Annotated in this window: 25 protein-coding genes; 15 read left to right on the top strand and 10 right to left on the bottom strand. The window is 69.0% G+C overall.

Annotation, left to right across the window (positions count from 1 at the left end; genetic code table 11):
- Positions 1-433: 433 nt before the first annotated feature.
- A complete protein-coding gene (locus tag V2J85_RS00730; RefSeq protein WP_261953642.1) occupies positions 434-1,081 on the bottom strand; it encodes a TetR/AcrR family transcriptional regulator in 648 nt (215 codons plus the stop codon).
- A 327-nt stretch (positions 1,082-1,408) separates the two neighbouring features.
- Between V2J85_RS00730 and V2J85_RS00725 the strand changes: the two genes are divergently transcribed.
- A complete protein-coding gene (locus tag V2J85_RS00725) occupies positions 1,409-1,798 on the top strand; it encodes a VOC family protein (protein WP_330820294.1) in 390 nt (129 codons plus the stop codon).
- 662 nt (positions 1,799-2,460) lie between these two features.
- Here the strand turns inward: V2J85_RS00725 and V2J85_RS00720 are convergent.
- A complete protein-coding gene (locus V2J85_RS00720) occupies positions 2,461-3,060 on the bottom strand; it encodes a TetR/AcrR family transcriptional regulator (RefSeq protein ID WP_330820293.1) in 600 nt (199 codons plus the stop codon).
- Positions 3,061-3,227: 167 nt separating this feature from the next.
- On the opposite strand from V2J85_RS00720, the gene V2J85_RS00715 reads away from it, so the two are divergent.
- The 3 genes from V2J85_RS00715 to V2J85_RS00705 all read left to right on the top strand — a co-directional run bounded on the left by V2J85_RS00715 (position 3,228) and on the right by V2J85_RS00705 (position 6,966).
- Positions 3,228-4,190, top strand: a complete 963-nt coding sequence (locus tag V2J85_RS00715; RefSeq protein WP_261953645.1) for an alpha/beta hydrolase family protein — start codon at positions 3,228-3,230, stop codon at positions 4,188-4,190.
- Between the two features lie 572 nt (positions 4,191-4,762).
- Positions 4,763-5,506, top strand: coding sequence for an SDR family oxidoreductase (locus V2J85_RS00710; protein ID WP_330820734.1), 744 nt, complete (start codon positions 4,763-4,765; stop codon positions 5,504-5,506).
- A gap of 92 nt (positions 5,507-5,598) precedes the next feature.
- Positions 5,599-6,966: a dihydrolipoyl dehydrogenase family protein gene (locus V2J85_RS00705; RefSeq protein WP_330820292.1), complete on the top strand. Its 1,368-nt coding sequence runs from the start codon at positions 5,599-5,601 to the stop codon at positions 6,964-6,966.
- 207 nt (positions 6,967-7,173) lie between these two features.
- On the opposite strand, the gene V2J85_RS00700 is transcribed toward V2J85_RS00705, so the two are convergent.
- Positions 7,174-7,647, bottom strand: a complete 474-nt coding sequence (locus V2J85_RS00700; protein WP_261953648.1) for a luciferase domain-containing protein — start codon at positions 7,645-7,647, stop codon at positions 7,174-7,176.
- A 506-nt stretch (positions 7,648-8,153) separates the two neighbouring features.
- Between V2J85_RS00700 and V2J85_RS00695 the strand changes: the two genes are divergently transcribed.
- From V2J85_RS00695 to V2J85_RS00685, 3 genes are all read left to right on the top strand, one after another.
- Complete coding sequence (locus V2J85_RS00695; protein ID WP_261953649.1) at positions 8,154-8,387, top strand: hypothetical protein; 234 nt, start codon at positions 8,154-8,156, stop codon at positions 8,385-8,387.
- A 654-nt stretch (positions 8,388-9,041) separates the two neighbouring features.
- On the top strand, positions 9,042-10,166 hold the full coding sequence (locus tag V2J85_RS00690) for a zinc-dependent alcohol dehydrogenase family protein (protein WP_330820291.1): 1,125 nt from the start codon (positions 9,042-9,044) through the stop codon (positions 10,164-10,166).
- Between the two features lie 277 nt (positions 10,167-10,443).
- Positions 10,444-10,701 carry a hypothetical protein gene (locus tag V2J85_RS00685; protein WP_330820290.1) on the top strand — a complete coding sequence of 86 codons (258 nt, stop codon included), beginning with the start codon at positions 10,444-10,446 and terminating at the stop codon, positions 10,699-10,701.
- An 802-nt stretch (positions 10,702-11,503) separates the two neighbouring features.
- On the opposite strand, the gene V2J85_RS00680 is transcribed toward V2J85_RS00685, so the two are convergent.
- Positions 11,504-13,378, bottom strand: coding sequence for a right-handed parallel beta-helix repeat-containing protein (locus tag V2J85_RS00680; protein ID WP_330820289.1), 1,875 nt, complete (start codon positions 13,376-13,378; stop codon positions 11,504-11,506).
- A 97-nt stretch (positions 13,379-13,475) separates the two neighbouring features.
- On the opposite strand from V2J85_RS00680, the gene V2J85_RS00675 reads away from it, so the two are divergent.
- Positions 13,476-14,435: a TetR/AcrR family transcriptional regulator gene (locus V2J85_RS00675; RefSeq protein ID WP_330820288.1), complete on the top strand. Its 960-nt coding sequence runs from the start codon at positions 13,476-13,478 to the stop codon at positions 14,433-14,435.
- Between the two features lie 25 nt (positions 14,436-14,460).
- Here the strand turns inward: V2J85_RS00675 and V2J85_RS00670 are convergent, their stop codons facing one another.
- Positions 14,461-14,949: a MarR family winged helix-turn-helix transcriptional regulator gene (locus V2J85_RS00670; RefSeq protein ID WP_261953654.1), complete on the bottom strand. Its 489-nt coding sequence runs from the start codon at positions 14,947-14,949 to the stop codon at positions 14,461-14,463.
- A gap of 103 nt (positions 14,950-15,052) precedes the next feature.
- Here V2J85_RS00670 and V2J85_RS00665 point away from each other — a divergent pair, with 103 nt between their 5' ends.
- Both V2J85_RS00665 and V2J85_RS00660 read left to right on the top strand, forming a co-directional pair.
- Positions 15,053-15,436 (top strand): hypothetical protein, encoded by a 384-nt coding sequence (locus tag V2J85_RS00665; protein ID WP_330820287.1) that lies wholly within the window; start codon positions 15,053-15,055, stop codon positions 15,434-15,436.
- 281 nt (positions 15,437-15,717) lie between these two features.
- Positions 15,718-16,656: a MerR family transcriptional regulator gene (locus tag V2J85_RS00660; RefSeq protein WP_261953656.1), complete on the top strand. Its 939-nt coding sequence runs from the start codon at positions 15,718-15,720 to the stop codon at positions 16,654-16,656.
- A gap of 66 nt (positions 16,657-16,722) precedes the next feature.
- On the opposite strand, the gene V2J85_RS00655 is transcribed toward V2J85_RS00660, so the two are convergent.
- A complete protein-coding gene (locus V2J85_RS00655; RefSeq protein WP_330820286.1) occupies positions 16,723-17,691 on the bottom strand; it encodes an alpha/beta hydrolase in 969 nt (322 codons plus the stop codon).
- A gap of 489 nt (positions 17,692-18,180) precedes the next feature.
- Between V2J85_RS00655 and V2J85_RS00650 the strand changes: the two genes are divergently transcribed.
- Positions 18,181-18,666, top strand: a complete 486-nt coding sequence (locus V2J85_RS00650; RefSeq protein ID WP_330820285.1) for a hypothetical protein — start codon at positions 18,181-18,183, stop codon at positions 18,664-18,666.
- 197 nt (positions 18,667-18,863) lie between these two features.
- On the opposite strand, the gene V2J85_RS00645 is transcribed toward V2J85_RS00650, so the two are convergent.
- Entirely contained in the window at positions 18,864-19,613 is a 750-nt protein-coding gene (locus V2J85_RS00645; RefSeq protein WP_330820284.1) for a response regulator transcription factor, read from the bottom strand.
- 5 nt (positions 19,614-19,618) lie between these two features.
- Positions 19,619-20,836, bottom strand: a complete 1,218-nt coding sequence (locus tag V2J85_RS00640) for a sensor histidine kinase (RefSeq protein WP_330820283.1) — start codon at positions 20,834-20,836, stop codon at positions 19,619-19,621.
- 179 nt (positions 20,837-21,015) lie between these two features.
- On the opposite strand from V2J85_RS00640, the gene V2J85_RS00635 reads away from it, so the two are divergent.
- On the top strand, positions 21,016-21,930 hold the full coding sequence (locus V2J85_RS00635; RefSeq protein ID WP_330820282.1) for an ATP-binding cassette domain-containing protein: 915 nt from the start codon (positions 21,016-21,018) through the stop codon (positions 21,928-21,930).
- Positions 21,931-21,983: 53 nt separating this feature from the next.
- A complete protein-coding gene (locus V2J85_RS00630) occupies positions 21,984-22,700 on the top strand; it encodes an ABC transporter permease subunit (RefSeq protein WP_419836719.1) in 717 nt (238 codons plus the stop codon).
- A gap of 13 nt (positions 22,701-22,713) precedes the next feature.
- Here V2J85_RS00630 and V2J85_RS00625 read toward each other — a convergent pair whose 3' ends face one another.
- Both V2J85_RS00625 and V2J85_RS00620 read right to left on the bottom strand, forming a co-directional pair.
- Positions 22,714-23,580: a GNAT family N-acetyltransferase gene (locus tag V2J85_RS00625; RefSeq protein ID WP_330820280.1), complete on the bottom strand. Its 867-nt coding sequence runs from the start codon at positions 23,578-23,580 to the stop codon at positions 22,714-22,716.
- 145 nt (positions 23,581-23,725) lie between these two features.
- Positions 23,726-24,379 carry a TetR/AcrR family transcriptional regulator gene (locus tag V2J85_RS00620; RefSeq protein WP_330820279.1) on the bottom strand — a complete coding sequence of 218 codons (654 nt, stop codon included), beginning with the start codon at positions 24,377-24,379 and terminating at the stop codon, positions 23,726-23,728.
- Between the two features lie 193 nt (positions 24,380-24,572).
- On the opposite strand from V2J85_RS00620, the gene V2J85_RS00615 reads away from it, so the two are divergent.
- Both V2J85_RS00615 and V2J85_RS00610 read left to right on the top strand, forming a co-directional pair.
- On the top strand, positions 24,573-25,535 hold the full coding sequence (locus tag V2J85_RS00615; RefSeq protein ID WP_330820278.1) for an alpha/beta hydrolase: 963 nt from the start codon (positions 24,573-24,575) through the stop codon (positions 25,533-25,535).
- Positions 25,536-25,545: 10 nt separating this feature from the next.
- Positions 25,546-26,523 carry an aldo/keto reductase gene (locus tag V2J85_RS00610; protein WP_330820277.1) on the top strand — a complete coding sequence of 326 codons (978 nt, stop codon included), beginning with the start codon at positions 25,546-25,548 and terminating at the stop codon, positions 26,521-26,523.
- The last annotated feature ends 190 nt before the right edge of the window (positions 26,524-26,713 follow it).

The raw sequence follows: 26,713 nt of genomic DNA, 5'->3' as shown, positions 1-26,713 counted from the left end.
CGATCTGACTGGAGTACCAGGGCCTGTCCGCAAAGTGGTTGGCGCGTTGGTCTGTTCGTGGTGCGTCGTCACGAGCTGACCGATCAGGCGCGGGCGGTAAGCGAGCCGTCGCCGACTCCGCCGCGGAAGGGCCGGCCGGTCCGCGACCGCCGGCAGGTGGTCAACCGCATTCTGCGGAAGCCAGTCTGCGGCCGGGGCTTGAAAACGGGGAAGTCCTGGCCGGGTGAGGCGAAAACCGGTGTCGGCTCGACCGGGCGGCCGTACCGGCATCGCAATGTCGTCGATGCTGCTTCAACCGGCCCAGGCACAACAAGGCCCTGGCAACTCGGTACGACAAAGGCGCCCGGCGCTACGGATCCCTGGTCACCCCCGCCTGCCTCAGACTCTGGCTGACCTGACGGCGGTTGTGGTGGGGCCAACGGGCAGTGACGCGTCAGGCGGTGGCGTAGTCGGACAGGGCGGGCTCCAGCAGGTTGAAGGCTTGGTTGGATTCGGCAGCGATGATGCGAGCGATCTCGTCGTCGGGGTGGCCGGCGAGGGTGAGCGCCTGGATGCGGTGGAACAGCACGCGGTGGACGGTCCCCAGCAGACCGGCGGCGGTCTGGACGGTGATGTCGTCGGGGTCGGCGTCAGTGGCCTCGGCGAGTGCCTGGGTCAGGTGCTGTTCGCGCTGCTCGTGCAGGCCGTGCAGGCAGTTGGTCAGGGTGGAGCTGTCCGCGACCATGCGAGCGAACTCCTGGCCGGAGAACCCGGCGACCGAGTCCTGGGCGGCCACGGCGTCGGCGAACGCGCGGCGCAGTGCGGCCAGCGCTGATTCGCCCGGGTGCCGGGCGGCAACGGTGTGGGCCAGGGAGGTGGCGAACTCCTCCTGGTGGTCCAAGGCCAGGTCTTCTTTGCGGGCGAAGTAGTTGGTGACGGTCTTCTTGGCGACGCGGGCGGCGGCGGCGATTTCGGCGATGGTCGTCTGCTCGAAACCCTGGGTGATGAACAGCCGGGTTGCGTGGTCGGAGATGAGCTGCCGGGTCTCCTGCTTCTTCGCCTCGCGCAGCCCGGTAGCCGGGGCGGGCGCCTGAGTAGCCATGACGCAATCTTACCCCCATGGCATCTTTATGTTGACGCCCTTGGAGGTCCTGGGCTAACTTTACCTCCGTCGTAAATTTACACTGAGGGAACGCGGGCATGAGGGGGGGACGCCGTCGGCGCGCAAGCGCACCCATAACCTCGCCGACCCCACGGACGAGTCCTCCCTCCGCCTCGGCTCAGCAGCCCGCGCAGTTCCCTCGCGGCGCCGAGCAGCGGCGCCCGACTTCCGACCACAGCATCCGCGTGCGGCAGCAAGTGCGAGGCGTCCGCGCCCTGCCTCGCCGTCGCTACCGACCACCGCCCCAGCGCACCCAGGGAGACCCCCGTGCAGTTCACCGCCTCCACCGTCTCGCTGACCGTTGATGACGTCGCCGCCTCCCAGGCGTTCTTCACCACCCACCTGGACTACACCGTCCAGCAGGCCGCCGACGGATTCGCCTCCCTGTCACGTCCCGACGCCGTCGATGTCGTTCTGCTCGTCCGCGGCATCCAGGTGCTGCCGCCCGAGCAGCGTGACCGGCACGCCGACGGCCTGATCCTGGCCTTCACCCTCGACGGCGGCCTGGAAGAACAGGAGAAGCGACTGCGCGACGCCGGAATCGACATCACCATGCCGCTGCGCGAGGAGCCCTGGGGTGAGCGCCTGTTCCAGATCACCGATCCCAATGGCCTGATCATCCAGTTCGTCGAATGGTCCAACCCTGAGCAGAGGTGACCCCGAGGCAAAGGGTCCTGAAGTTCGACGCCCGATCCGACCACTGTTCAACTGCTGCCCGCCCACGCCCCGGTTCCCCTCGACCTGCGTGGCCATGGGGAGATCAGGCTCGTCTCCACTGCCCGGGAGCAGTACTGACGGGACGTCGGTAGTGTCGGCACAGCCCTGTTCCTGGACCCTCCCGTGCGATGGGCGGCGCACCACCCCCGCCGCGCCGACCTGCGGTGAACCGCCATCGCAGAGAGGTTGTGCGGACGTCGAACCCAACGAGCGGAGCCCCGACCGTCGTACCGGTCGGGGCTCCGCTCCTCAATATCGCCGGAGCACCACGTGCCCCCTGGTGGGCCATCAGGGGCACGGAGCCCGAACCAATGGATTGTCCTGGCGGTTTCCTGGTCGACGCTGCTACTTGGTCCACCGCGGTCCGGTCCCACCGGGTCGGGGACATCTTCCCTGACGCCGGGTCCAGGGCCGGACGTCCTCTGTCATGCCTGGAACTCCTCACCATGCTTGGTCAGTAGCCCCAGTCAAATCGCGTAACGGGGTGGCTTACGGAGCGATGAATGGGCTCGGGCCGGGCTGCTGTTTGCCGGGGCCTGTCCGACAGGTCGCGGGCGGAACCAACCATCCAACCGTCGCTGCATACGGGAGCACCGCCGACATCAGGATGACTGCGGTTGCTGTTGCAGTCCCTGAAGGAGCAGTCTGACCAGTCGGCGCGGGTCGTAACGGGGGTCGCTGTCACGTCCGATACAGAGGTTGCCGATGCCGCGCATCAATTCGTAGGCCTGGGTGCCGGGCTGGATGTCACCGGCGTTGACCGCGGCGTCGAGCAACTGCCCGCAGACGGGCACCAATCGGTCGAGGAAGTAGGTGTGCAGCGCGTCGAAGCCGCTGCTGTCCGATTGCAGTGCGTTGGCGAGTCCGTGCTTCGTGACCAAGAAGTCGACGAAGAGGTCGGTCCACTGACGGAGTGCTGCGAGCGGTGAATCGGCGCTGGCCAGCAGGCTCGGGCCGGCCTCTGCGCATGCCTCGACCTGGTGGCGGTAGACGGCGACGACGAGATCCGCCCGGGTCGGGAAGTGGCGGTAGATCGTCCCCAAGCCGACGCCCGCTCGGGCCGCGATCTCACGGATCGGTGCGCCGACGCCGGAGTCGACGAACACCGCAGCGGCGGCGGAAAGCAGCGTCTGCTGATTGCGCTGCGCGTCGGCCCGCTTGCTTCGGGCCGGTACCTCCCCGGCGGGGCCTGTAGTGGGCAACGCGCTCTCCTTTCAAGACCGTTGACGAAGCGGAACACTGTTCCGTATATTAATCGGAACAGCGTTCCGCTTTCAGGGTAGCTGAAGCCGGACGCTGCCTCACTTCCTCATCCCGCCGCCGGTCGCACGTCATCGGCAGCAGCGGCCATTGAAGGGAAATGCGCATCATGAGTGCGTCGACTTACCCGGCCGGCATCGTCGGCTCGCCCGCCCCCGTCCTCTCGGTGAGTCCGGTGGTGCTGCCGGCTCCGGGCCGAGCAGTGGACCTTCAGGTGCGGGTCTCCGCGCCCGTGACCGGGAACGAGCTGCCGATCATCCTCCTCTCGCACGGTCAGGGCTACTCCCACCACCTCTCCTCGCTCAACGGCTACGCCCCGCTCGCCAACTACTGGGCGGCGCACGGCTTCGCCGTGATCCAGCCCACCCACCTGAGCTCGCGCACGCTGAGCCTGGCCCCCGACACACCCGGGGCGCCTCTGTACTGGCGCTCGCGAGCCGAGGACATGCAGCGCATCCTCGACCGGCTCGACGAGATCGAGGCCGCCGTTCCGCAGCTTCTCGGGCGCCTGGACCGAAGCAGGGTCGCCGTGGCCGGGCACTCGATGGGCGGACACACCGCGAGTCTGCTGCTGGGTGCCCGGCTCACCGATCCTGAAGACGGAACGGAGGTGAACCTCGCCGAGCCCAGGATCAAGGCGGGAGTCCTGCTCGCCGCGCCGGGCAGGGGCGGCGATGCCCTCACCAAGTCCGTGGCCGAGAACTTCTCCTTCCTCCTGACCACCGACTTCTCCAAGATGACGACGCCCGCACTCGTGGTCGCCGGCGACAAGGACGCCTCGGACCACCTGACGGTTCGGGGCCCGGAATGGCATGCCGATCCCTACGCTCTTTCCCCGGGCCCCAAGTCCCTGCTCACCCTGTTCGACGCCGAGCACGGGCTCGGCGGGATCTCCGGATATGACGTAGCCGAGACCACGGACGACAGCCCCGAGCGAGTGTCCGCGGTCCAGCGGCTCACCTGGGCCTACCTCCGCACCGAGCTCTTCCCCGGGGACCCCGCTTGGCAGGCGGCCCGCGACGCGCTGACGACCGGCCCCAACCCGCTCGGACGGGTCGAATCCAAGCAATGACACATCTCGCGCCTGCCTCGCCCGTACGTGACGGGGCAGGCGCGAGGCGGCCTCGGTGGTCCGTCGCGTGCCAGGGGCGGAATTCACTCCGGGGTCGGCTGAAGAAGACCGACGGGATGGCGTTGTCGCAGCCGATGGCCTTTGCCGGCCAGGCCCTGGGCAACTTGTTGAACCGGTGGACGGGCCAACCACCGATCGTGACTTGCAGGTTGCCGTCGGCGCGCTCGACCACTCCGACGTCGGACTTCTTCATGCCATCGATGAAGTTCTCCACGCAGTCGCCCATGCGCTTGGCGAAGGCGGTGACGTTCGCGGGCTGCATCCCTACCTCACCACACAAGGTGGGATCTGGTGGGACGAGGACGGCTGCAAGGAGCCCAACGGTCACCCGCTGAGGGCAGCACCCATCGGACTGCCATGACTACCGGCCGCGCAGACCCATCGCGGAGCCGACGCGAAGCACCCGACTGCTCTCACTTCTCGCGAACATTTCCACGACGTCTGACCTGTCGTCGTTCTCGGAACGTGTCGACAAACGTTCTTGGTTGTGACCTCCGCAGTTAGCCGCGTGCCTGGCATCGGAGAAGCGTGTCCGGCGGCCCCGTTGCGAAGGGGCCCGCGTTGTCGTCGGCAGCCGTACGGAATCCGCTCAGCTTGCCGCGCTGCGTGACAGGGGAAGCGTTGACTTCCTGAGCGTCGATCTGGCTGATCCGCGCGGCGCGGACGACCTGGTCCGGGCCGCGACGGAACGACACGGCCGGATCGATGTCCTCATCAACAACCTCGGCGTGACCACGCCCCGCAATGACTTCCTGGCCATCGATGACAGCGAGTGGCGGCGGGTCTTCGACCTGACCTTCTTCAGTGCGGTCCGCGCCAGTCGTGCCGCCCTGCCCCATCTGCTCGCGGACGGCGGCGGAGCGATCGTCAACATCAGCTCCGTCAACGCACGCCTGCCCTTCCCGATGGTGGTCGACTACTCGGCGGCCAAAGCCGCGTTGAGCAACCTGACCAAGGCGCTGTCGGAGGAGTTCGCGCCGCGTGGGGTCCGTGTGAACGCCGTTGCCCCGGGGCCGGTCCGCACCCCGTTCTGGACCGCGCCAGGGGGCTTCGCCGAGTCCGTCGCTGCCGAGGCCGGTACCACCGCCCAGCAGGCGTTGGACGAGCTGGTCCCTCAGCAGATGGGCATCTCGACGGGCCGCATCAGCGAACCTGAGGAGGTTGCCGATCTCGTCGTCTTCCTGTCCTCTCCCCGCGCAGGAAACGTCACCGGTGCCGAATTCGTCATCGACGGTGGTCAGATCAAGACCACCTGAACCGTAGGTACCGCGCGCCCACGTGCGGCGAGCCGCCAAAAGGGTGACGGTAGTGGGGTAGTGCCATCACGCGAATTGCGAACGGAGGCGTGATGAGGAGCACCGGTGCGACCAAAGACTACGACGTGATCGTCCTCGGCGGCGGTGCCCCGGGCGAGCACGCTGCCGGTGCGCTCGCCGAGGGAGGCCTGCGCGTCGCCGTCGTGGAACGCGACCTGGCCGGCGGTGAGTGCTCCTACTGGGCGTGCATTCCCTCGAAGTCGCTGCTGCGTCCAGGCGAGGCGGTGCAGGGCGCGCGTGCGGCGGCGGGCACCGCCGAGATCGACGTCCGGGCAGCCTTGGCATGGCGTGACTACATGGTTTCCCACTACTCCGACGCCGGAGCAGCGCGGTGGCTGGCGGAACAGGGCATCGCTCTGCTGCGCGGTCGCGGCCGACTGGCGGGCACAGGGGTGGTAGAGGTCGACGGGGAGCGGTACACCGCCGAGCACGTCGTGCTGGCGAACGGCGCCGACCCCACCGTCCCACCGGTCCCCGGCTTGCGCGAGCTCGACGGTGTCTGGGGCACGCGCGAGGCGACCGGCATGAAGACGGTGCCTGAACGGTTGCTCGTGCTCGGCGGGGGCCCGGCGGGGCTGGAGATGGCGCAGGTGGTGCGCCGCTTCGGTGGCGAGGTGGTCCTGGTCGAGGCCGCCGAGCATGTGCTCGCACGCGAGCCCGCGCCGCTGGGCGAGGCGCTCGGCAAGGCCCTGAGCCGCGAGGGAATCGAGCTCGTTGTCGGCGTGCAGGCGACCGCGGCGCGCCGTGACGGCGAGGGCTTCGTACTGGGACTGGAGGACGGACGGGCGCTGCGCGGCGATCGTCTGCTCGTCGCGACCGGCCGGCGCCCGCGCGTCGAGGGAATCGGGCTGGAGACCGTCGGCGTGACCGCGGATCGCCGGGGAATACCGGTCGACGCGCGCATGCGGGCCGGCGAACGGCTGTGGGCGATCGGCGATGTCACAGGCATCTTGCAGCTGACCCACGTCGGCGAATACCAAGGTGAGATCGTCGCCTCGAACATCCTCGGCGAGCCCCGTGAGGCCCATTACGAGGCGGTGCCGCGCGTCACCTACACCGATCCACAGGCGGCGGCGGTGGGCGCGACCGAGGCACGGTTCAGTGCGACCGCCTTGCTGTCGGAGGTCGCCAAGACCGCGACCTACACACACGACTACGCCGAGTCGAACGGTTTCCTGACGCTTCTCAGCGACGGCGAGGTGCTGACCGGCGCCTATGCGCTCGGCCCGGAAGCGGGGGAGTGGATGCAGCAGGCCACGCTGGCGATTCGCGCCCGCGTGCCACTCGGGGTGCTGCGCGACACGATTCAGCCGTTCCCCAGCTTCTCGGAGATCCACGCCGCCGCGCTGAAGGCCCTCAGCCGCGAGATCAGAATGGCGCGGCAGCCGGTGCAACGGTGATCACGACGATCGGCCGCCGCGGCCGGTGTTGAGGCCGGGGAGCCAAAGCTTGCAAGCACCCTGAGCGCGATGAGATCCGCGAACGGGCACGATGAGATCCGCGAACGGCCAACACCCAGCAGGTATCGCCCTTCGACGATCCGGGCCGTGGCGACCAGAGGTGATGTGAAAGCGGGCTTACCAGATGCGAAAAGCGGGCTTACGCCTTCACGGTACCTGCTCGCCGGGCAGGTGAACCCGGGACGGCATTCCTCGCCGCTTCCCATGTCGGCCCGACGTCCGTCGTGGCTGTCGGATGGGATCGCGACGAGATGCCTGCGAGGATCCCCGGGTGCAAGGATCCCCGGGAGCCGATGCGGCCGGCCCCGGCTGCCTTCCGGTCGCCAGCAGTGCGGCGCTGACGAGCGTGGCGAGCAGATCGATGTCGGAGCCTGCTTCGAGCCGAACCGTGACCCATCCTGATGCCGCGGGCAGTTCGAGAGCGCTGGAGTTCCGCAGGGCCGGACGGAGCCTGTCGATCATGTCGCGTGTCAGGTGGACGTCTACCTTGTTGTCGCCATGGAAGTGGACGATCTCCTGGGCGCCGGAGCAGAGGCAATACCGCGCCCCGCAGCACGCACGCCCCTGTGAGAGCGCCGGCCAGTCGGCGAGGCGTGCGTTCGCGTGTTCGGCCAGGTTCATATCTGCAGCCTGCCCGATCCCGGCCCGAGGGTATAGGGGTCGCGGCGAAGTTGCGCCAACAGCCCGATGGTCACGGAGAGTTCGGCCACCGAGTGTCGTCCTGTCGCGAACACATCGACCACCGAGTGTCGTTCTGTCACGAAGACATCGACACGGAATGACGGGGGCAGATCGTGGGCCTCGGAGTGTTCACCATCGAACAACGCCGACGAGCTGAGATGAGGCACCGGTGTCCCGTCGGTGTAAGGCCGCCCCATGGAAGGGGGCAGCGGCCATCGCGACTCCTGAGCCCGATAGGCGTCGCTCTCGGGAAGCGGGACCGGCCGTGGGGGCGCAGGGGTGCCTGAAGGGCGGCCGGCATGGAGTCGTCCACGGTCCGGGTCCGGCAGTGGTCCGGCCTGCACCCTCTTTCGCGGAGATCGGGGGAATTTTCCTCTTGTCCGGAATTGGGTGGTTGCGTGTATCGTCCTCAGAGGCAGTTCCCGCACGCGATGGGACGGGGAGACATGATGAAGAAGATCATCGCGATAGCGTTCGCCACCGCACTGTTCGGCGCCGGAGGCGCCGGCATCGCCTCCGCGGCCACCGCAGCGCCGGAGGCGCCACCCGGCCAGGGCACCGTCACCACGACGTTCCACTGCCCTGCCCCGCGCGGCACCTTCAAGATCACGGCGGACCCGTGGGTGATGGGCCAGTACGAGTGGTATTACGGTCAGCAAGGTTGCACGTACAGCTCGTAGTCACCGGCCTCCCGGTGACTCGCTCACTTCCTCGTCACGGTCGTGCGCTCTTCGGGTTCCTACACGCTGGGCTTGTGGCTGAGCGTCCCGCGTCGTCGCGGGCTCGCCGAGCTCGACACACCTCGGCCCAATGGGTTGTCGGCCAGGCTCCTCCAGTAGGACGGAGGCGTAGAAGTGCCGCAGCGCGTGCATGCCGTTCTCGCGGGCGAGCGGGACGCAGGTGGTCTTGCACTCCTTTCCCTGCGGCAATACGGACCGGCGACCAGGTGGAGCCGTCGGAGGCTGGATTGCAGAGCCTGACCGTGGCGCTTAGCGTGATGTCGGGGACTCCAACGGCCCTCTGGTGCGGTGCGTGCGGCGGACTCAGCAGGGCATGCCCCCGGGGTCCAGTCCATCGAGGTGATCACCGATGACTGACAGCACACAGACGCTCGTCAAGAATCTCGCCGACACCTTCAGGCACCCGATCCGTTCGCGATCCTGCAGCCTGACCTCAGATCAGTTCGCTGCGGCGAGCGGTCCTGATCACGGACCTCAGTAGGCCGCACGAACCCAGCTCGCTCACATGATCATGTTGGGCCAGTCGGTAGAGGCCATTGTTCCTGTCCGGAACGCCCGCCGAGTTCGTCGGGTGCCGAGATACGAAGGTCACTCATGCCGCAATCCATGCGCGCGCTCGTAGCCGGGGAGGTCGGCGAGCCGAACGATGTCCTGCGGCTGGAATCCCGGCCCGTTCCCACGGCAGAAGCCGGCCAGGCGTTGATCCGTGTGAAGGCGACTCCGATTCACGCCAGCGATCTGCACGTGTTGCGTGGTCGCTACGGTTTCACCCCCGAATTTCCCACTGTCGGGGGGCACATGGAATGTGTGGGCCGTATTGCGGCCCTGGGCCCGGATACCGAGGGACTGAAGATCGGCGAGCGTGTGGTGGCCGTTGCTGTCCCGGCCGTACCCGGGCCGCGTGTGGCCGGCACCTGGCAGGAATACCTTGTTGCCGATACCCATAGGCTTCTGCCGGTCCCCGACCGTCTGAGCGACTCCAGTGCCTGTCAACTCGCCGTCAACCCGTTGACCGCGCTGCTCCTGGTGACTCGCGAACTCGACGTACGGCCGGGCGAATGGTTGTTGCAGACGGCGGCGGGCTCCACCGTCGGCCGGCTCGTCATTCAGCTGGCCAGGCATCTGGGTGTGCGGACGATCAATGTGGTGCGGCGGCGCGATGCCGTGGAGGAGATCAAGGCGCTTGGTGGCGACGAGGCCGTTTGCACCGAGGACGAGGACCTGTTGCGGCGTGTGACGGAGATTGCAGGCCCGGCCGGCGTGCGCAAGGCCATCGACTGTGTCGCGGGCCATGTAGGTGCCCAGGTGTCCCAGGCATTGGCTCCGGGAGGAGAAGCCGTGGTCTACGGCGCACTCTCCACCCATCGGCAGACTGACCCGGCGGCGCTGACGATTCCGCTGCTGGCGCGCTCAATCATCTACGAGACCAAAGTGGTCCGTGGCTTCTGGCTGAACCGCTGGTTCGGCACCGCCTCACCTACGGATGCGCTGCGCGCGCTGTCCGAGGTTCGCAGCCTCGTCGCCGATGAAGTGCTGAGCATCCCCCAAGGCCGGCCGTTCCCGCTCGAACGCTTCACGGAAGCCATCTCGTTCGCCGAAACACCCGCCCACGGCGCAAAGCCGCTCTTCGTCTTCGGCGACGGACGGGACGAAGCCGACGGACACATCGAGCCCGACGACGGACACATCGAGCCCTCCCGCCATCGCTTCGACGCCTGACGGGTTGAGGACTCGCTGCCCTGCGGCCGCGAAGAACCCACTCGCAGGCCCCCAACGCGGGGACCGGGGCGGTATCCGCCCGTGATGAGGGGGGCGGCGCTTGCGGCTGGCGGGCCATGTCGTTTGGGCCGTCGCAGGTCGTTTCATCTGCTGTGCCACTTCACGCATGGTCGGCAGAAGCAACCCTTCCGGGGGCGTCGCGGGTCCTACCCGGTGTCGTGCTCAGACGACAGCCTCTGTCGATTCGTACGGGTAACCGACTGGAAGGGCGTACCCCGTGGTACTTGATCCCAACTTCTGCCTGGACGTGCCTGAGGGTTTCGACGATTCGGACGCTGAGACCGGCGTGCATCCCATGGCCAGGAAGCTGTTCCCGGCCACAACTGCCGCGGAAGCGTTCAAGAAAGCTCATGAGTGGGTGCGGGAACACCGGATCCGCCTGACGGATGTGTCGTGGGATTTCTTCCACGACGAAGACGAGCCCTACTGCCTGACCATCTACTTCACCTTCGAGTTGGAATCCGAGGACACCTGACCCGACAGGGCAGTTCGTTGGGAACGGCCGGTCGTTGGCCCGGCGTGTCGTTGAGGACGAACCGGGTGAGTCCGCCCTCCAGCGGCACGACGAGCACGCCACGCGCCCGTACGGCTTCCGGTACGGCTTCCGGTACGGCGGTCGCCGCAGTACGCCCGGAGGCAGGGCGCAGGAGGGCCGCTTCCAGCGCTTCGGTAGTCTCCGCCCTTCCGACGAGGGGAGATGGACGATGGTGGAAGCTGGGCCGGCGAGACCTCCGAGACCCTGGTCCAGAGGGATTCTGTGCGGCGTCCTTTTCGGGAGTCTGGCCTCGGTGGTCTCCATCGCCACTATCGGGAGGGTATGGGCTGCGTGTGACATCGGCGTCAACGCAGCGGCCAGCAACATGACTCTGCTGTTTCTCGGCCCTCTCATATGGATCGCCGTAGCCGTTTCCTGGGTCGTCCTGTACGCCACCCTGGGACGACGTCACCGAAGCGCAGCACTGACCGCAGGGCTCATCTTCCCCGTGTGCGTCACGTGGTTCCTGGTGACATGGCTTGGCATCGTGGACTCCTACCCTGACCCTCGATGCCCGGGGAATGTCCCGCCCTGGTGGCCGAGTTTCCTCCCTGCATAACCGCACGCAACCACTGTTGGTCAACGCTTCCGGGGCGGGACGCCTTGATGCCGCGGCGCCGAAAGTGGGCACGGAAGCTGCTGGCCGAGTAGCCCTTGTCGGCGACCACCGGCTCGGGCCCTGCCCGTGGTCGCCAGGGCCCGCCGCGGCTTCAGCCGGATCCGTGCGCGCACGTCGGGGAGGTCACACGGCCTGGCTGGGGTTCGCGCCCATGGGCGGAGTGCCCCGGCCTGCGGAAGCCAGTATGGCGGCGCCGGCGGGGTCGGCGGCCAGGGCCTCCTCGAAGCTGTCCTTCGGCAGCACCCTGTTCCTGGCGAGGGTCACTCCGCTCGGTGGGGTGTCGTCCTGGGAGGGGTGGTCGTCCCAGAAGTTGTCGAGGAAGGCCACGTTCTCCAGTGGGGGCGTCACCCGTAGCACGATCGGAGCGTCACTGCGGTGGACGACGTTGCCCTGCACGGTCACCCAGGCGGCACCGTAGTCGGTGTAGAGGCCGAAGTTGTAGGGCGTGATGGTGTCGCGGATGACATTGCCTCGCACCAGGGTGCCGTCGGCGTAGGAAGCTCCCTGTCGGCCGTTGAGGTAGATGCCGCCGCCGTCGGCCAGCACTGTCATGGTGCGGTGGATGAGGTTTTCGAGGACCTGGACCCGGGCAGCCTCCCCGCCGCCGGTGACGACGATCCCGCTGTAGGGGACGTCGTGGATCTCGTTGTGAGCCACCGTCACCTCGCGGGCGTTCATTACCCAGACGGCGGGTGAGCCGTGGTACTCGCGGCCGATGTGGTGGATGAGGTTCTGCTCGATCCGGGTACCGGTGTCTGAGGTGACGGTCACGGCGCTGCCGGAGACGTCCTCGATCTGGTTGCCGACGACGACGTTGTCGCGACCCCGCCCGGTGAAGCCGATCGCCCCGGCGCCGAGCCGGGCGAAGCTGTTGTCGTGGAGTGCGACCCGAACGGCGGCGGTGAACTCGACGTTGGCCGGTACGAGCCGGGGTTCCACCGGAATCGTCACATGGGCATTTCCGTCGGCGAGTTCGACCTTCTGCAGCTGGCCGCCGTCGTAGTAGGTGTTGGCGAAGAAGTGCAGGAACCCATGGGGTCCGTCCGGTGCGGTCCAGCCGGCGTGGGAGAAGGTCAGGCCGCGCAGCGTCACATCGTGCAGTGGGTTCTGCTCGGTTCCCCGGCCGACGACGAGCTTCTCCAGGACCGGGGTGATGATCTCGGCTTCGGCCGGGTTCTCCCCGGGCAGTGGCAGGTAGTGCAGGACGTGGTGCCCGGGGGTGCGTCGGTCGAGGGCGAAGGTGCCGGGCTCGGTCAGGAAGCTCACGCTGTTCTCCGCCGAAACCGGCCGGGCCAGGCCGTCCCACCGTGTCTCCCGGCGGGTTTCGGGGTCGGTCGGCTTGTCGCCGACCCAGGCGGCGGAGTAGAGCTCGCGGGCCCATGTGAAGGCGGGCTGGGCAAGGGTGATGGTCGTGGATCGCGCGTCGCCGGTGATCTCGGCGACCCGGCAGCGGGCCTCCGACCACGGGTACACCCACGGGAAGACGAACTCGATGCTCGTCGGGTCCTGCCAGCCTTGTGGTTCGGTGCTATCCGTGACGTAACCGGTCTCCGCTTTCGTCACATCACCCGGGAGTCCGGGACTGAGCGAGGCCCTGGGGGCTCGGCGGCCGTTCACATACAGCTGCCGGGTCTCCAGCGAGCCCACCTCGGCCCGCCAGGTGCCGTCCACCTCGCCGGGATGCCACCCGGAGATCACGCGGCCGCCGCTGACAACGGCGTTCTCCTGGCCGGGAGTTCCAAAGCCGTAGGCCTGGTAGACGACCCGGTGGCCGTTCCGGCCCGAGTCTCCTGCGCCTGAGTCCAGGGTGAAGGGGGTGTCCAGGAAGTACGTTCCGGCGCGGAGGTTGACCACGAGGTCGGATCGCAACGACGCGGTACGGGCGCGGACGGCCCGCTGTGCGGCGGACAGGGTGGCGAACGGCCGGTCGAGCGTGCCGGGCCAGGAATCGCGACCCCAGGGTGCGACGTAGAGCTGGTCGGGCTGGTCGTCGAGCATGAATGCACCTTCCCCCGAATAGGTTTATGCCGTACACGGCTGCGTACACCATAAACGCCAGGCTAGGGTGGAGGTCAAGAACGGAAGGTGAGTGCGCATGACCGAGGAGAGCGCGACGGCGGAACCTGGACGCACCGTCGAACTGCTGTGGGGCGCCAAGGAGAGCCCCGGGCGGACGGGGCTGAACCTGGCCGGGATCGTCGCGGCGGCGATCGAGGTCGCCGACGCCGAAGGGCTGCCCGCGCTGTCCATGCGACGGGTTGCCGAGCGGCTGGGCTTCACCACGATGTCGCTCTACCGGCATGTGCCCGGCAAGGCGGAGCTGATCGAGCTGATGCGGGACGCCGTGGTCGGCGAACTCGACCTGTCCGCGCCCGACCACTCCGATTCCGGCGACGTCGACTGGCGCACCGGAATGGAGGCGTGGGCCCGCGCGCACTGGACCCTCCACCTGCGGCATCCGTGGCTTGTGCACACCGCCGGCAGTCGTCGGCTGCCCGGCCCGAACATCATGGCCGACTACGAGCGCGCGTTGCAGATCGCCGAGGGTACGGGGTTGCGGGCTTCCGAGGTGGTCGCGGTGGTCTCTCTGGTCGCCGGCTTCGTCAAGACCGCCGCACAGCAGGTCCACGAAGTCCGCCATGAAGAGCGGGAGTCCGGCGTCTCGAACGCGCAGTGGTGGCGCGGCCAGGAGGAACTGGTCGAGCGCATGGGCCCGTACCCCGCCCTCGGCCGCCTGTGGCAGGCCGGTGCCTTCGACGAACCTGAGGACCCCTTCGATTTCGGTCTGGCCCGGACTCTCGACGGCGTCGAACTCCTCGTCGCCCGGCGTCATCGCGCGGAAAACCGTGATGAAATCCGTGATGTAACTGCGCTGCAGCCTCACCCGGGGCGGTGCTCGGTCTGCGGTGCCGAGTTCGCTGGGCCGCGTCGCGGGCGGCCGCGGGACTACTGCTCCCGTGCCTGCCAGCAACGGGCCTACCGGCAGCGCCGATCGGCGACCTCGGCATCCGCCGGCGCCGCGGCATCCGACAGTTCTGCTGGCAACGCCCTCTAGGGTGACGCCGGCAGCCCCGGCGGCTCTAGCCTGGTTCCTGGCCGCTCACCGCGGCTTCGTACGCGAGCAAAGTGTCGACGAACAGCTGCCGCTGATCCGGCGTCAGGGGAGCCAGCGCCTTGCGCCACGCAGCCGCACCCGGGGCGAGCCAGGCGGCGATCGCGGGTTGCTGGTCGGCCGCAATGCCGATGATGCGACGGCGCCGGTCCGCCTGGTCCTCGCGCCGTTCCAGGATCCCCTGCCGGCTCAGGTCGCCGACCAGCAGGCTCACCGTCGTCGGCGCGACCTGCAGTCGAGCCGCCAGTTCGTTCACGGTCATCGGCCCGTCGAAGAGCAGGTAGGACAGCAGCGAGAGGTGGCGCGGCGCCAGCGCGAAGGACTGCAGGGCCTCGGGCACAGGGATCTTCTTGACCCGGCCCACCATTCGGGGCATGAGCAGCAACAGGTCCCTGACGGCGTCATCGACCCCGTTCTCGCTGCCCTCGGCGGCGTCGTGCGCCTTGGGTCTTGACATCGCACACCTCTCCACATTTACCTTTGCCCTCAAAGCTATTTTGCTTTGCTTGCAAAGCAACCTGCTCTCCATCCTACGTACCGACGTGAACGGAGTTGCCGCCATGCCGCACTTCAGCGTGCACATCCGCGAAGAATCTCTTGACGGGACGGTCGAACCGAAACTGATCAGCGCCCTGGCCGACGCGGTCGGTGCCGTCTACGGCGAGGAGTTCCGCCGCCTCGTCGGGGTGGACCTGATCGGAATCCCGCAGCACCGCCGGGGCATCGGCGGCAACCCGACCGACCTCGATGCGCCTCATGTCACCCTCAGCATGCGCGAGGCCGCCTATCACCTGCCCGAGGTCCCGGACGCTCCCGCACGCCTGGTCGCCAACGCCACCGACGCACTGGTCGCCGCGCTCGGCGAGGCCGTCCGCAAACAGGTCATCGTCACCCTCGTCGGCGTCCCCGACGGCCGCACCGGAGTCGCCGGCGCGGTGGCCTGACGCGCGTGCGCGGACCGGGTGTGCCTGCCGGTTCGCGCACGCAGCCCCGCCGGTCGCTGGACGGTCGGTCCCTGCCGCACCCATTGCGGGCGTAAGAAGGTGAAGGCCAGCGGTGTGGGGTCGTGGTAACGGGATGCCCGTCGGCCGACCCGAATGGGTGTCGGGGTTCTCGTAGGCGACCTGCTCCAGCTGTCGCCGGCGCAGGCAGGTTGGGTCACATGAGCGAGCTGTGGGGAATTAGCCTTGAGTCTCCAGTGACTGGAGACTGCAGGGTGGGGGACATGGACGGTACGACCCTCTTCTCGATCGGGGAGCTTTCCCGGCGGACCGGTTTGCCAGTGAGGACAATCCGGTTCTACTCCGACTCGGGGGTGGTGGCGCCCACCAGTCGAAGTCCCGCCGGTTATCGGCTCTACGACCTCGACGCACTGCTTCGTCTGGAACTCGTCCGCACACTGCGGGAGTTGGGTATGGACCTCGCCACGGTTCAACGGGTGCTCGACCGCGAGCTCTCGGTGGCGGAAGTGGCCGCGGCGCATGCCGATGCCCTGGACGTCCATATTCGGATGCTGCAACTGCGTCGGAGCGTTCTGCGAGTCGTGGCCAGACGCGGGTCCAGTCCCGAGGAGACCAAGCTCATGCACAGGCTTACGCAGTTGTCCGGCGAAGAACGCCGACGTCTGATCGACGATTTCATGGAGGGCACCTTCGGCGCGGTGGATGCCGACCCGGTTGTGGTGGCCATGGTTCGCGCTGCCACTCCTGATCTCCCCGATGATCCGTCCAGCGAGCAGGTCGCTGCGTGGGTGGAGCTGTCCGAGCTGGTCGGCGACGAGGACTTCCGTGCCTGTCTGCGCCGGACGGCGCCCTACCAGGCCGCCCGGCGCACGCTCGGCATAGAGACCCAGGTGGGCAACGAACTGATGGGGTTCACCCGCCAGAAGGTCGCCGAGGCCCGGGAGTCAGGCATTGACCCCCTCAGTGACGAGGCCGTACCCATCGTCGACGACCTCGTGCAGCGATTCGCCGAGGTGCTCGCGCGCACCCCTGACGCGGAATTCCGGGACTGGATGGCCCAGCAGTTCGAAGTAGCCCATCATCCCCGCGTGGACCGGTACTGGCAGCTGGTGTGGATCGTCAACGGCTGGCAGGCGGTGCCGAGCCTGATCCCGGCGTACCCCTGGCTCATCCAGGCCCTGCGGAGGGGCAGCGACGCATAGTCACCGCAGTGACCGCCCGGGCTCGCCTCCCCGCGAGCCCGGCGGGGCGTGAGCGGCCGTTCCAGGCTAGGGCCGGTCGGTTCCGAGGGCGTTGCGCAGGAACGCCGTTGCCTGGTCGATGGCTCCACGGGCGGCTTTGGACTGACTCAGCGAGTTGAGCATCATGAAGTCGTGGACCGTGCCGTCGTAGCGCACCGTGGTCACCGGAACGTCGGCCGCGCGGAGCTTGGCGGCGTACTCCTCGCCCTCATCGCGCAGCACATCGGCCTCGTCGACGATCAGCAGGGCGGGCGGCAGGCCGGAGAGCTGCTCGATGGTGGCGTGGTTGGGTGACGCGGTGATCTCCGCGCGTTGGTTCGGGTCGGTCGTGTAGGCGTCCCAGAACCATTCCATCAGCTTGCGGCTCAGGTAGTAGCCGGTGGCGAATTGGTCGTAGGAACCGGTGTCCATGGCCGCGTCCGTGACCGGGTAGTACATCGACTGCTGTACGAACGTGACGTCACCGCGCTCCTTGGACATGAGGGCGAGCGCGGCGGTCATGTTCCCGCCGACCGATTCCCCGGCCACTGCCATGCGCTGTGCATCCAGTCCCTTGGACGCTCCCTCGCGGACGATCCACTGCGCGGTGGCGTAGCCCTGCTCGATGGCCACAGGGTAGTGCGCCTCGGGCGACGGCGTGTACTCCACGAAGGCCACTGCCGCACGGGTGCCGACCGCCAACTCGCGCACCAGGCGGTCGTGCGTACCAGCATTGCCCAGCACCCAGCCACCGCCGTGCATGTACAACACGACGGGTAGCGTTCCGGTGACGCCCTGCGGCCTGACGATGCGTACCCGTACATCGCCCACGGCTGCCGGAACCGTGACCCACTCCTCGTCGACCGGCAGCTTGTCGACCGGCGCGGCCTGGAGGTCGTCGAGCACCTTGCGCGCTGCGGTCGGATCCAGCTCGTACAGGAACGGATGTTGCGAGGTTGCGTCGGCGAGCTCCTGCGCCTCGGGCTCGAGGACGATTGTGGCGGTGTGACCAGCCATGGGAATGCTCCCTGGGAAAAACGAGAAGCGCATGGGGACGAGCGCGGGGCGCTGAAGAGCGCCGCGCTGCGCTCGGTTTGCGGGGCGGCCGACGGAGCCTCCGCCCTTGTGCAATTCCCTGATGAGGGGATGCGTCCATTGTAATTGCCCCTCCTGCGCAGATGCATTTCAAGGGTGCATCTCGGGCGCCGCGGCAGCGGCTGGAGACGGAAGGGTGGCGCTCACTCCAACCCCTGACATCGCGCCCTGCCACGGAACCAAGCGCCGGTGCCACCCGCAGGAGAACGCCGCTGCCGTGACACTGGCCCGGAACGAGGGCTTTCTGTGTGGGAGGCCAGCGCAGGCTTCCATGAGGGGCAGAGCATCTCCTTGCGGGGGTGGGAATTGCGTTGTGGGGCGTCCCCGCGTCATCGGCCCCCTCAACGCCCGCGCACAATAAGGCGGTGTGGCGCTGCCGGCCCGAGTGCAGCGCATCAAGGGGGAGTTGACATGCAGAGTATGAATGGCGAGGCCGGCCTCGTCTTGGTCGTGGTGATCGTGGGTCTGGTGGTGCGACAGCAGCTGCGCACCCGTCCGGTGCGGCATATTGGCTCGCTGGTTGCCCCGGCGCTCCTTGGGTGCCTGGGCGTCGCGGGGATAGCCTTCGGAGTCTTCACAGTCGTCAAGGAGCATCCGCTGACAGCCTTGCCGATCATCCTCCTGGCGGTGAGCCTGGCCGTCGCGGCCGGGTTCGGCGCGGCCAGGGCGCGGACCGTCCGGGTGTGGCGTGACCCCGAGGGCGTGGTGCTGCGCAAGGGAACGGCGGCCACCACCGGGCTGTGGCTGGCTTCGGTGTGCGCGCACATCGGCCTGGGCCTGTGGATCGACCATGCGGCCGGGGCCGGGGTGCTGGGGACCGTGTCGTTGTACGCGTACCTGGCCATCGGGCTGGGCACGCAGAACTTCCTGGTGCGTGGGCAGGCCGCCGCGTTGTGAACTCGTGCTGATGCATGGCCAATTGGCTCGACACCGGCTCGCGCTTCAAGAGCGTGGCTGGAGATGGCTTCCTGGAGGGCGGAGCCGGGCGTTGCGCCCTCCAGGGACTGGTTGATGCACAGGGGGCCGGGCGCCCGGCCCGGTGGACCGGCACCGGCTGCGTGACGGGCACGCGGTGCGATGTGCGCAGCGGAGGTTCATGTGGCGGGGCCATCATCCCCTGATCGTGGCCGCGCACCTCCAGCCCGGGGCGCCGTCCGCGTCGCCTCGATGAGGCCGCTTTCGTAGGCGACGATCACCAACTGTGCGCGATCGCGGGCACCGAGCTTGGTGAGCAGGTGGCTCACATGCGTCTTCACGGTGGTCACGCCCAGGTGGAGCCGCTCGGCGATCTCGGTGTTGGACAGCCCTCGGGCGATGAGCGTCAGCACCTCCCGCTCCCGCTCGGTCACTCCGTCCAGGTTGCGGACGAGTCGCTGGGAAGGCTCGGGTCGGCTGGCGAACTCCGCGATCAGGCGCCGGGTCACGGCCGGGGCCAGCAGTGCCTGGCCCGCGGCGATGACGCGGAGGCCGGCCAGCAGCTCACCGGGCGGAGTGTCCTTGAGGAGGAAGCCGCTGGCGCCGGCCCGCAGTGCCGCGTAGACGTAGTCGTCCAGGTCGAACATGGTCAGGACGAGGACCCGCACTTCGGCCGTCCGGGGTGAGCCACAGATCTGCCGGGTCGCCTCGATGCCGTCCATGTCGGGCATCCGGATGTCCATCAGGACCACGTCCGGCGGGTCCTGGCGCGCCAGCCGCACCGCTTCCGCACCGGTCGCCGCCTCTCCCGTGACCACCATTCCGGGCTCGGCGTCCACCAGCACACGCAGGCTGCCGCGCAGCAGTGCCTGGTCGTCGGCGAGCAGGACGCGGAGGGGGCCCGTGGTCGGGCGGGCAGGCGTGTCCATGCCGGTCACCGGGCGTTCCCGTACGGCACTGTGGCGGTCACGGCGAAACCGCCTTGCGGGCGCGGTCCTGCTGCGAAGGTCCCGCCGTACATGGCGACCCGTTCCCGCATGCCGACGATGCCGTGGCCGCCGGACCCGGGAGGGGCCGGCTCGGCGCGATGGCCCCCGTCGTTCGTGACGTCGATGCGGACCTCCTGCCGGTTCGCTTCGACCACGACGCGGCAAGGAGCTCCCGCGGGAGCGTGTCTGATCACGTTGGTCAGTGCCTCCTGCACGATTCGGTAGACGGTGAGCCCCACCCCGTCCGGCAGTCCTTCCACGTCCCGCACCGACAGCTCGGCCCCTGCCCGCTCGGCGAGTCGGGCCAGGTCGCCGGGGCCCGGAACGGGTCCTCGCGCGGCCGGTGGCAGGCGTGCGCCATCCGCGTCGGACCGCAGCACACCGAGCATCCGCCGCATGGCGGTGAGCGCGTCACGGCTGGTGCTCTCGATGACGCGCAGCGCGTCGTGGGCTTCCTCGGGGCGGGTCCGTACCACGTGGTTGGCGACGCCTGCCTTGACCGCGATCAGGCCCATGCTGTGGGTGACCACGTCGTGCAGCTCGCGCGCGATGCGCAGTCGCTCCTCGGCGACGGCCCGCTGCGCGAGGTACTCGGCCACCCGGGCCGCGTAGGCGCGGCGCTGGCGGACGGCGCCCCCCAACTCCCATGCCCCCAGCAGTACCGCGAAGCCGAGCAGGAGCAGGCCGGGACCGCCGGTCTGCCAGTACGGCTGCTCGGCGCGGACCGCCCCCAGGGCGCCCGTCAGGCACAGCAGCGTGATCGTGAGGTAGGGCAGCCACCGCTCCCACCAGCGCCGCAGCGGGCTGGTGAGCGCGACGGTGTAGAGCGCGGAGGCTGCCGGGAGAAGCGGATCCCACACCGCGTCCCGGGCCACCGCCACCGCGGTCACGAACGTCACGACGCCGAACACCGGCAGTGGCCAGACCCGCCGTACGGCGATCGGCACGGCAATCGCGGCCATCAACACCAACGGTTCCCATGGCGAGGGCCCATCGGACGGCGGGTCCGGTGCAGGCGCGGATCCCGCGGAGCCCGTCAGCAGCAGCACGGCCGTATAGGCGAGCACGGCCGCACCGTCCAGCACGATCAGCTGGCGTCGGCTCAACCTCCGGGCCAAGAAGGGCGGTTGCTGCTCCGTGCCCGCCGTTCGACGTATGTCCACGGCACGACGGTATCCGCAGCGGGCGCACCGCCACCTCCGTCTCCGGGCCGTGCCTGCGTCTCATCCTCTGGGAGGATCCACGGGCCGCGCCCGCAGGAGTGCTCCACCCGCAGGCGGACCCGGCCCGCTCCCACCCGGGCCCGATGCGCCGCGGCCCGCCCTGCGGAACAGTCACCGGCATGATCGAAGTCTGCGAACTGACCAAACGCTACGGGCGGCACACCGCCGTCGACACGCTGTCCTTCCAGGTGCGCCCGGGCCGCGTGACCGGCTTCCTCGGGCCGAACGGCGCGGGCAAGTCCACCACGATGCGCATGATGCTGGGTCTGGACCGGCCGACCAGCGGCGATGTCCGCATCGACGGGCTGCCCTACCGACGGCTGCGCGAACCACTGCACACCGTGGGCGCTTTGCTGGATGCCAGGTCCGTGCACGGCAACCGGACGGCCCGTGCCCATCTGGGCTGGCTGGCCCGCAGCAACCGGATCCCACAGCGCCGGGTCCGTGAGGTCATCGACCTGACCGGCCTGGGGAGCGCAGCCGACAAACGGGCGGGGACCTTTTCCCTGGGTATGAGCCAACGGCTCGGCATCGCAGCTGCGTTGCTGGGCGACCCGGCGGTGCTGCTGCTCGACGAGCCGGTCAACGGGCTGGACCCGGAGGGCATCGTCTGGATCCGCCGCCTCAAGAAGGACTTGGCGGCCGAAGGCCGGACGATCCTGGTGTCCAGTCACCTGATGAGCGAGACGGCACTGACCGTGGACCACCTCATCGTCATCGGCCGCGGACGGCTGCTCGCGGACACCGGCCTCACCGATTTCCTCGACCGCCATACCCGGCCCTGCGTACGCGTCCGCAGTCCTGAGCCCGCACGGCTGCGCGCTGTGCTCACCGACGCCGGGATCAGGGTCGACGACGGCGCCGACGGCAGCCTGGTGGCCACCGGGGCCGGAGTGGAACGGATCGGCGAACTGATCGCGGCGCACGGGGTGACGGCGCACGAGGTGACACGGCAGCCGGCCTCCCTCGAAGAGGCGTTCATGCGACTGACCGGAGAGTCCGTCGCCTACCGGAGCGGGGAGCAGCAGCGATGAACACGGCCTTCTCACGAGCGGTCCTGGCGTCCGAATGGACCAAGATCCGAACCATGCGGTCGACCACCTGGACCCTGGCGCTGACCTTCGTCCTCAGCGCCGGTCTCGGCACGCTGGTCGCACTGAGCCTGCGCGCCAACATCGACCGCGCCGTGAACTTCGACCCGGCTTTCGCGGGGCTGTACAGCCTGACGCTCGGACAGCTCGGCCTCGTGGTGTTCGGGGTGCTGCTCGTCGGCTCCGAGTACTCCTCGGGAACGATCCGGACCTCGCTTGCGGCGGTGCCACGACGCGGAGTGTTCTTCTCCGGCAAGGTGCTGGCGGGCGCTCTGGTGGCCCTCGTCGTCGCGGCGGCCACGGTGATCGTCACCTTTGTCGTCGCGCAGACGGCACTGGGGCCGTACCGCACCACGATGGGCGCGGACGGGATACCCGCCAGACTCGGCGGCGCCTGCGTCTACTTGACGCTCATCTGTGTGTTCTCCATGGGAGTGGCCACGATGCTGCGCAGCTCCGCGGTCTCACTGGGCATCCTCCTCCCCCTGCTCTTCCTGGGGTCTCAAGGGCTCGGAAACGTGCCGGCACTCAAGAGCGTCCTGCAGTACCTCCCCGACCAGGCCGGCCTGGTGCTCATGCATCTCACCGGCCCGCAGGACGACCCTCGCTTCGGCCACGGCTACGGCCCCTGGGGCGCGCTGATGATCCTGCTGGCATGGACGGCCGCATCGCTCCTCGGCGGCTACCTGACGCTGTGCCGTCGCGACGCCTGAACGGCAACAGAACCTAGGCGTCCCGGTATCGGTCCCGGATCTCGGGGAGTTGCCGGAAGCCGGCTGACCGGTAGGTGGCGACGGCGCCGGCGTTGGAGCTCGGGGTGCAGACGATCGCGCTCGACGAGCCCAGTTCCTGGAGTGCGGCCGCCGCGGCGACGGTGATCGCCTTGCCGTAGCCGTGACCGCGATGCTCCCGGTGCACGCCCATCGGCTCGAGCAACCCGGGCTTGCCCGGACCGGCCGACCACACCGTCACCGCCGCCACCGCGTTGTCCTGGTCGTCGTACGCGACCAGGCACCGGGCGTCGGCATACGGCACACCGGCTGCCATCGCGTGCCAGCGCTCGTCCGTGAACGTCGACCCGTCGAACGCTGCCCGCTGTACGGCGGCCCGCACGGGTGCCTGCTCCGGCCCGATCACCTTGATCCGCACGCCCGGGTCCCGCACCGGCTCCGTGAGGTCGCGGCGGAGCGGCGTCCACGGTTCGTCGGCGTCCCAGCCGGCCTCGGACAGCAGGTCTTGGACCAGTGCGTCCATGGGCGCCTCGATGGACACCTTCCCCTCCATCAGGACGCCGCGCTCCGGCTCGGTCACGTCCTCGACCAGCTGCTGCGCCAGCTCCTCGTCCCGCTGGGCGTCCGGCGAGATCGTCAGCCGCAACAGCTCAGGACCGTCCAGCAGTCCGACGGCGAGAATCCGTCCGTCCCGGCTCCAGGTCCGGACCGCCGCGGCCGTCGCCGCTGCGCCGAACCGCCAGAACCACCCCAGATCCCCCGGATGAAGCTGCATCGGCGCCCCGTCGTACTGCCACTCCCGGAGCACGTCCACAGCCTCGCTCAGCCCGTCGACTCCCGGCTTTCGCAACACAATCGCCATACCTCCGATCACACACGACCGCACGGACCGCCCGCACCTGGTTTCCGGCGGGTCGGCGTGGTGGTGGTTGTGGGAAGGGGGCGCGAGGCGAGCTCAAAGATGTCTGAACGTGGGAGTGGCGTCGTCAGTGGCCCGAGAAGCCACGTCAGTGGATTCCGGCCTCGATGTGGGCGAGTTGGGCGGCGAGGATCTCTTCGAATGCGGCGCGGCGGTCTGCCCCGAGGGGGCGGACGTCGCGGGCGAAGTGAGCCAGGGCGGGGAAGCGTTCGGGGTCGGCGCCGAGCACCGCGACGCGGAACTGCTCCATGCCCTGTTCGTACTCTTCGGGGGCGATCGTGCTGACCCCGGCCTCGGAGGCGATCAGTGCGGCGAGGAGGATCACGATGCGGTGGTAGCGCGCCGGGATCTCCTCGTCGGGCAGGCCCGATGCTCGCAGGGCCTGCAGTAGCTCCTCCATGACCAGCCGGGAACCGGTGCCGCCGGACCCATAGCGTCCCCAGATCGTGGCGAGCTGGGGTTGCTCGCCGAAGGCCGCTCTCAGGCACAGGGCCAGGGCGGTGATGCGCTGCTTCCAGTCGCCCTCGGCGTGGTAGCCGTCCATGGCGGCCACGAGGATCCGGTCGGCGACCGCGCGCAGCAGTTCGGTCTTGTTGCGGAAGTGCCGGTAGAGGCTGGAGGAGTCGGTCCCGAGCGCCGCGGCGAGCTTGCGCACGCTGAACGACTCGGCGTCGCTCGTGCGCAGCAACTCCGCCGCCGTGTTCAGGATTTCCTCGGTGGACCAACGCCTTCGGCCAGCCATCTCGCCCCTTTCATCCAGGGTCAGTCTAACCTATGCACTTGCTGTTGCACGCACCGCGTGCATAATGAGGACGCATGCTTGCGAGGGACCGACTCCAAGGGCCCCGCCCTCAGCAGAACTGCACGACCCGCGCGATGCCCGAGACGCACGATCACCACCACACACCGGATTCCAGCCGGGGGAAGAGGGAGACATGAGCGAGGCCACTGCGACGACGCGGCCGCCGGAGCCGGACTGGTCGGCGGTGACAGCCGAGGAACTGCGCGCCTACCGCGACGCGGAGAACCGCTTCCGCGCGTCCGGCGCGGCGCGGACGATCCTCGGAGAGCCGGACGCCGGCGCCGCGATCGCCTGGCAGGAAATCGCGCTGCCCGGCCGCGACCTACCGGTCCGCGTCTACCGGCCGGCCCCGACGGGAGACGACGAAGCCGCAGCCCGAACCGACCTGCCCCTCGTGGTCCATGTCCACGGAGGCGGCTTCGTGGGCACCGCGGTGCAGTGCGACTGGACCAACAGTCACCTCGCCGCCCACCTGCCCGCCGTCGTCGTCTCGGTCGAACACCGCCTCCTCGCCCCGGACAGCTCGCTCGCGAACGCCGCCGACGACGGCTGGGACGTGCTCCAGCACGTGGTGCGGCACGCAGCGCAGTGGGGCGTCGACCCGGCGCGCACGGCCGTCTTCGGCGAGAGCTGCGGCGCGTTGATCAGCGCGCTGACGGCCATCCGGGCCAGGGAGGCCGGCCTGAAGCTCAAGGCACAGGTACTGGTCAACCCCGCGGTCGACGTGACCGAGACGATGTTCGACCACCCCTCGATCGCCGAGTACGCGTACCACCCGACCCGGGCCCTGCCACAACTGCGGCTCGTCCAGCGGCTCTCCGTCCCACAGGGAACCGACGCCCGCACGCTGTCGCCGCTGTACGCCGACGACCTGAGCGGGCTGGCACCGGCGCTCGTGGTGGTGCCCACCCAGGATGCGGTCGCCGACCACGGCCGCCGCTACGCCGAGCGCCTGCAGGCGGCCGGGTCCTCCGTGCGGCTCACCGAATACCCGGGAGCGCGGCACGCGTTCCTCACCCTGCCCGGCGTGGAACCTCAGGCCGAGGCCGCCCAGGCGGAGATCCTCGCGTTCCTCCACGCGACCCTCTCGAAGTGACGGACGAACGATGCACCCCACCCTTGGACCCGACGGCCCCGCGGTCTCCCGGCTCGGCCTCGGCTGTATGAGCATGACCGGCACCTACGGCCCCGCCGACCCGCACGAGGCCGCGGCCACCCTGCTGGAGGCCCTCGACTCGGGCGTCACCATGTTCGACACCGGCGACTTCTACGGTGACGGAGCGAACGAGGAACTCCTCGGCCGGACCCTCGCACCACACCGCGACCACGTCGTACTGGCCACCAAGACGGGCGTTCGGCGCACCGCCGAAGGCCTGGTCCCCGCCGGTTCACCCGAGTATCTGCGCCGTGCCTGCGAAGCGTCCCTGCGCCGCCTGCGCACCGACCACATCGACGTGTACTACCTCGCCCGCATCGACCCCGCCGTGCCCCTCGAGGAGTCGGTCGGCGCGCTGGCCGAACTGGTCGCCCAGGGAAAGGTGGGCCGCATCGGTCTGTCCGAGGTCTCGGCCGCCACCCTCCGCCGCGCCCACGCCATCCACCCGATCAGCGCCGTCCAGACCGAGTACTCCCTGTGGGAACGGCATGTCGAAGAAGACGTCATGCCCACGCTTCGCGGCCTCGGCGCCGTCCTGGTCGCCTACAGCCCTCTCGGCCGCGGCCTGCTCACCGGAGCCGTACGCGCCACCACCCGCTACGGCCACGGCGACTTCCGTGCCACCGCCCCCCGTTACAACGGCGACGACCTCCAGGCCAACCTCGCCATCGTCGACGCCCTCACCGAAATCGCCGCAACCAAGCACGCCACCCCCGCCCAGATCGCCCTTGCCTGGCTCCTCACCCGTGGCAGCGACGTCATCCCCATCCCCGGCAGCTCCCGCCGCCCCCACCTGCGCGACAACCTGGCCGCCCTCGACTTGCATCTGACAGCGGCCGACCTCAGCGACATCGACGGCGCCGTCCCCACCACCGGCGCCCATGGAGCCCGGTACGGCGACCACGGCATCGGCCTGATCGACCGATGAGACCCGGAGCAGGGCACGCGTTCCACGGCCTGCCGGTCGTGGCGCCGCAGGCCGAGGACTGACTGGACTGGACTGGCATGGCATCGGCTCCCTTGGGCTCCGCACCTGAGGAGCGGAGGGCAACCATCCCGACAACAGCGCCCCGAGCCACAGTTCACCCCGACCTACGCGGAAGGGTTCGGGGCGGGGT

Origin of the sequence: Streptomyces bugieae (assembly GCF_036352915.1) — a bacterium.
Classification (GTDB): Bacteria; Actinomycetota; Actinomycetes; order Streptomycetales; family Streptomycetaceae; genus Streptomyces; species Streptomyces endophytica.
Note: the sequence above shows the minus strand (reverse complement) of the source record. Positions and strands in the feature narration are given on the sequence as shown.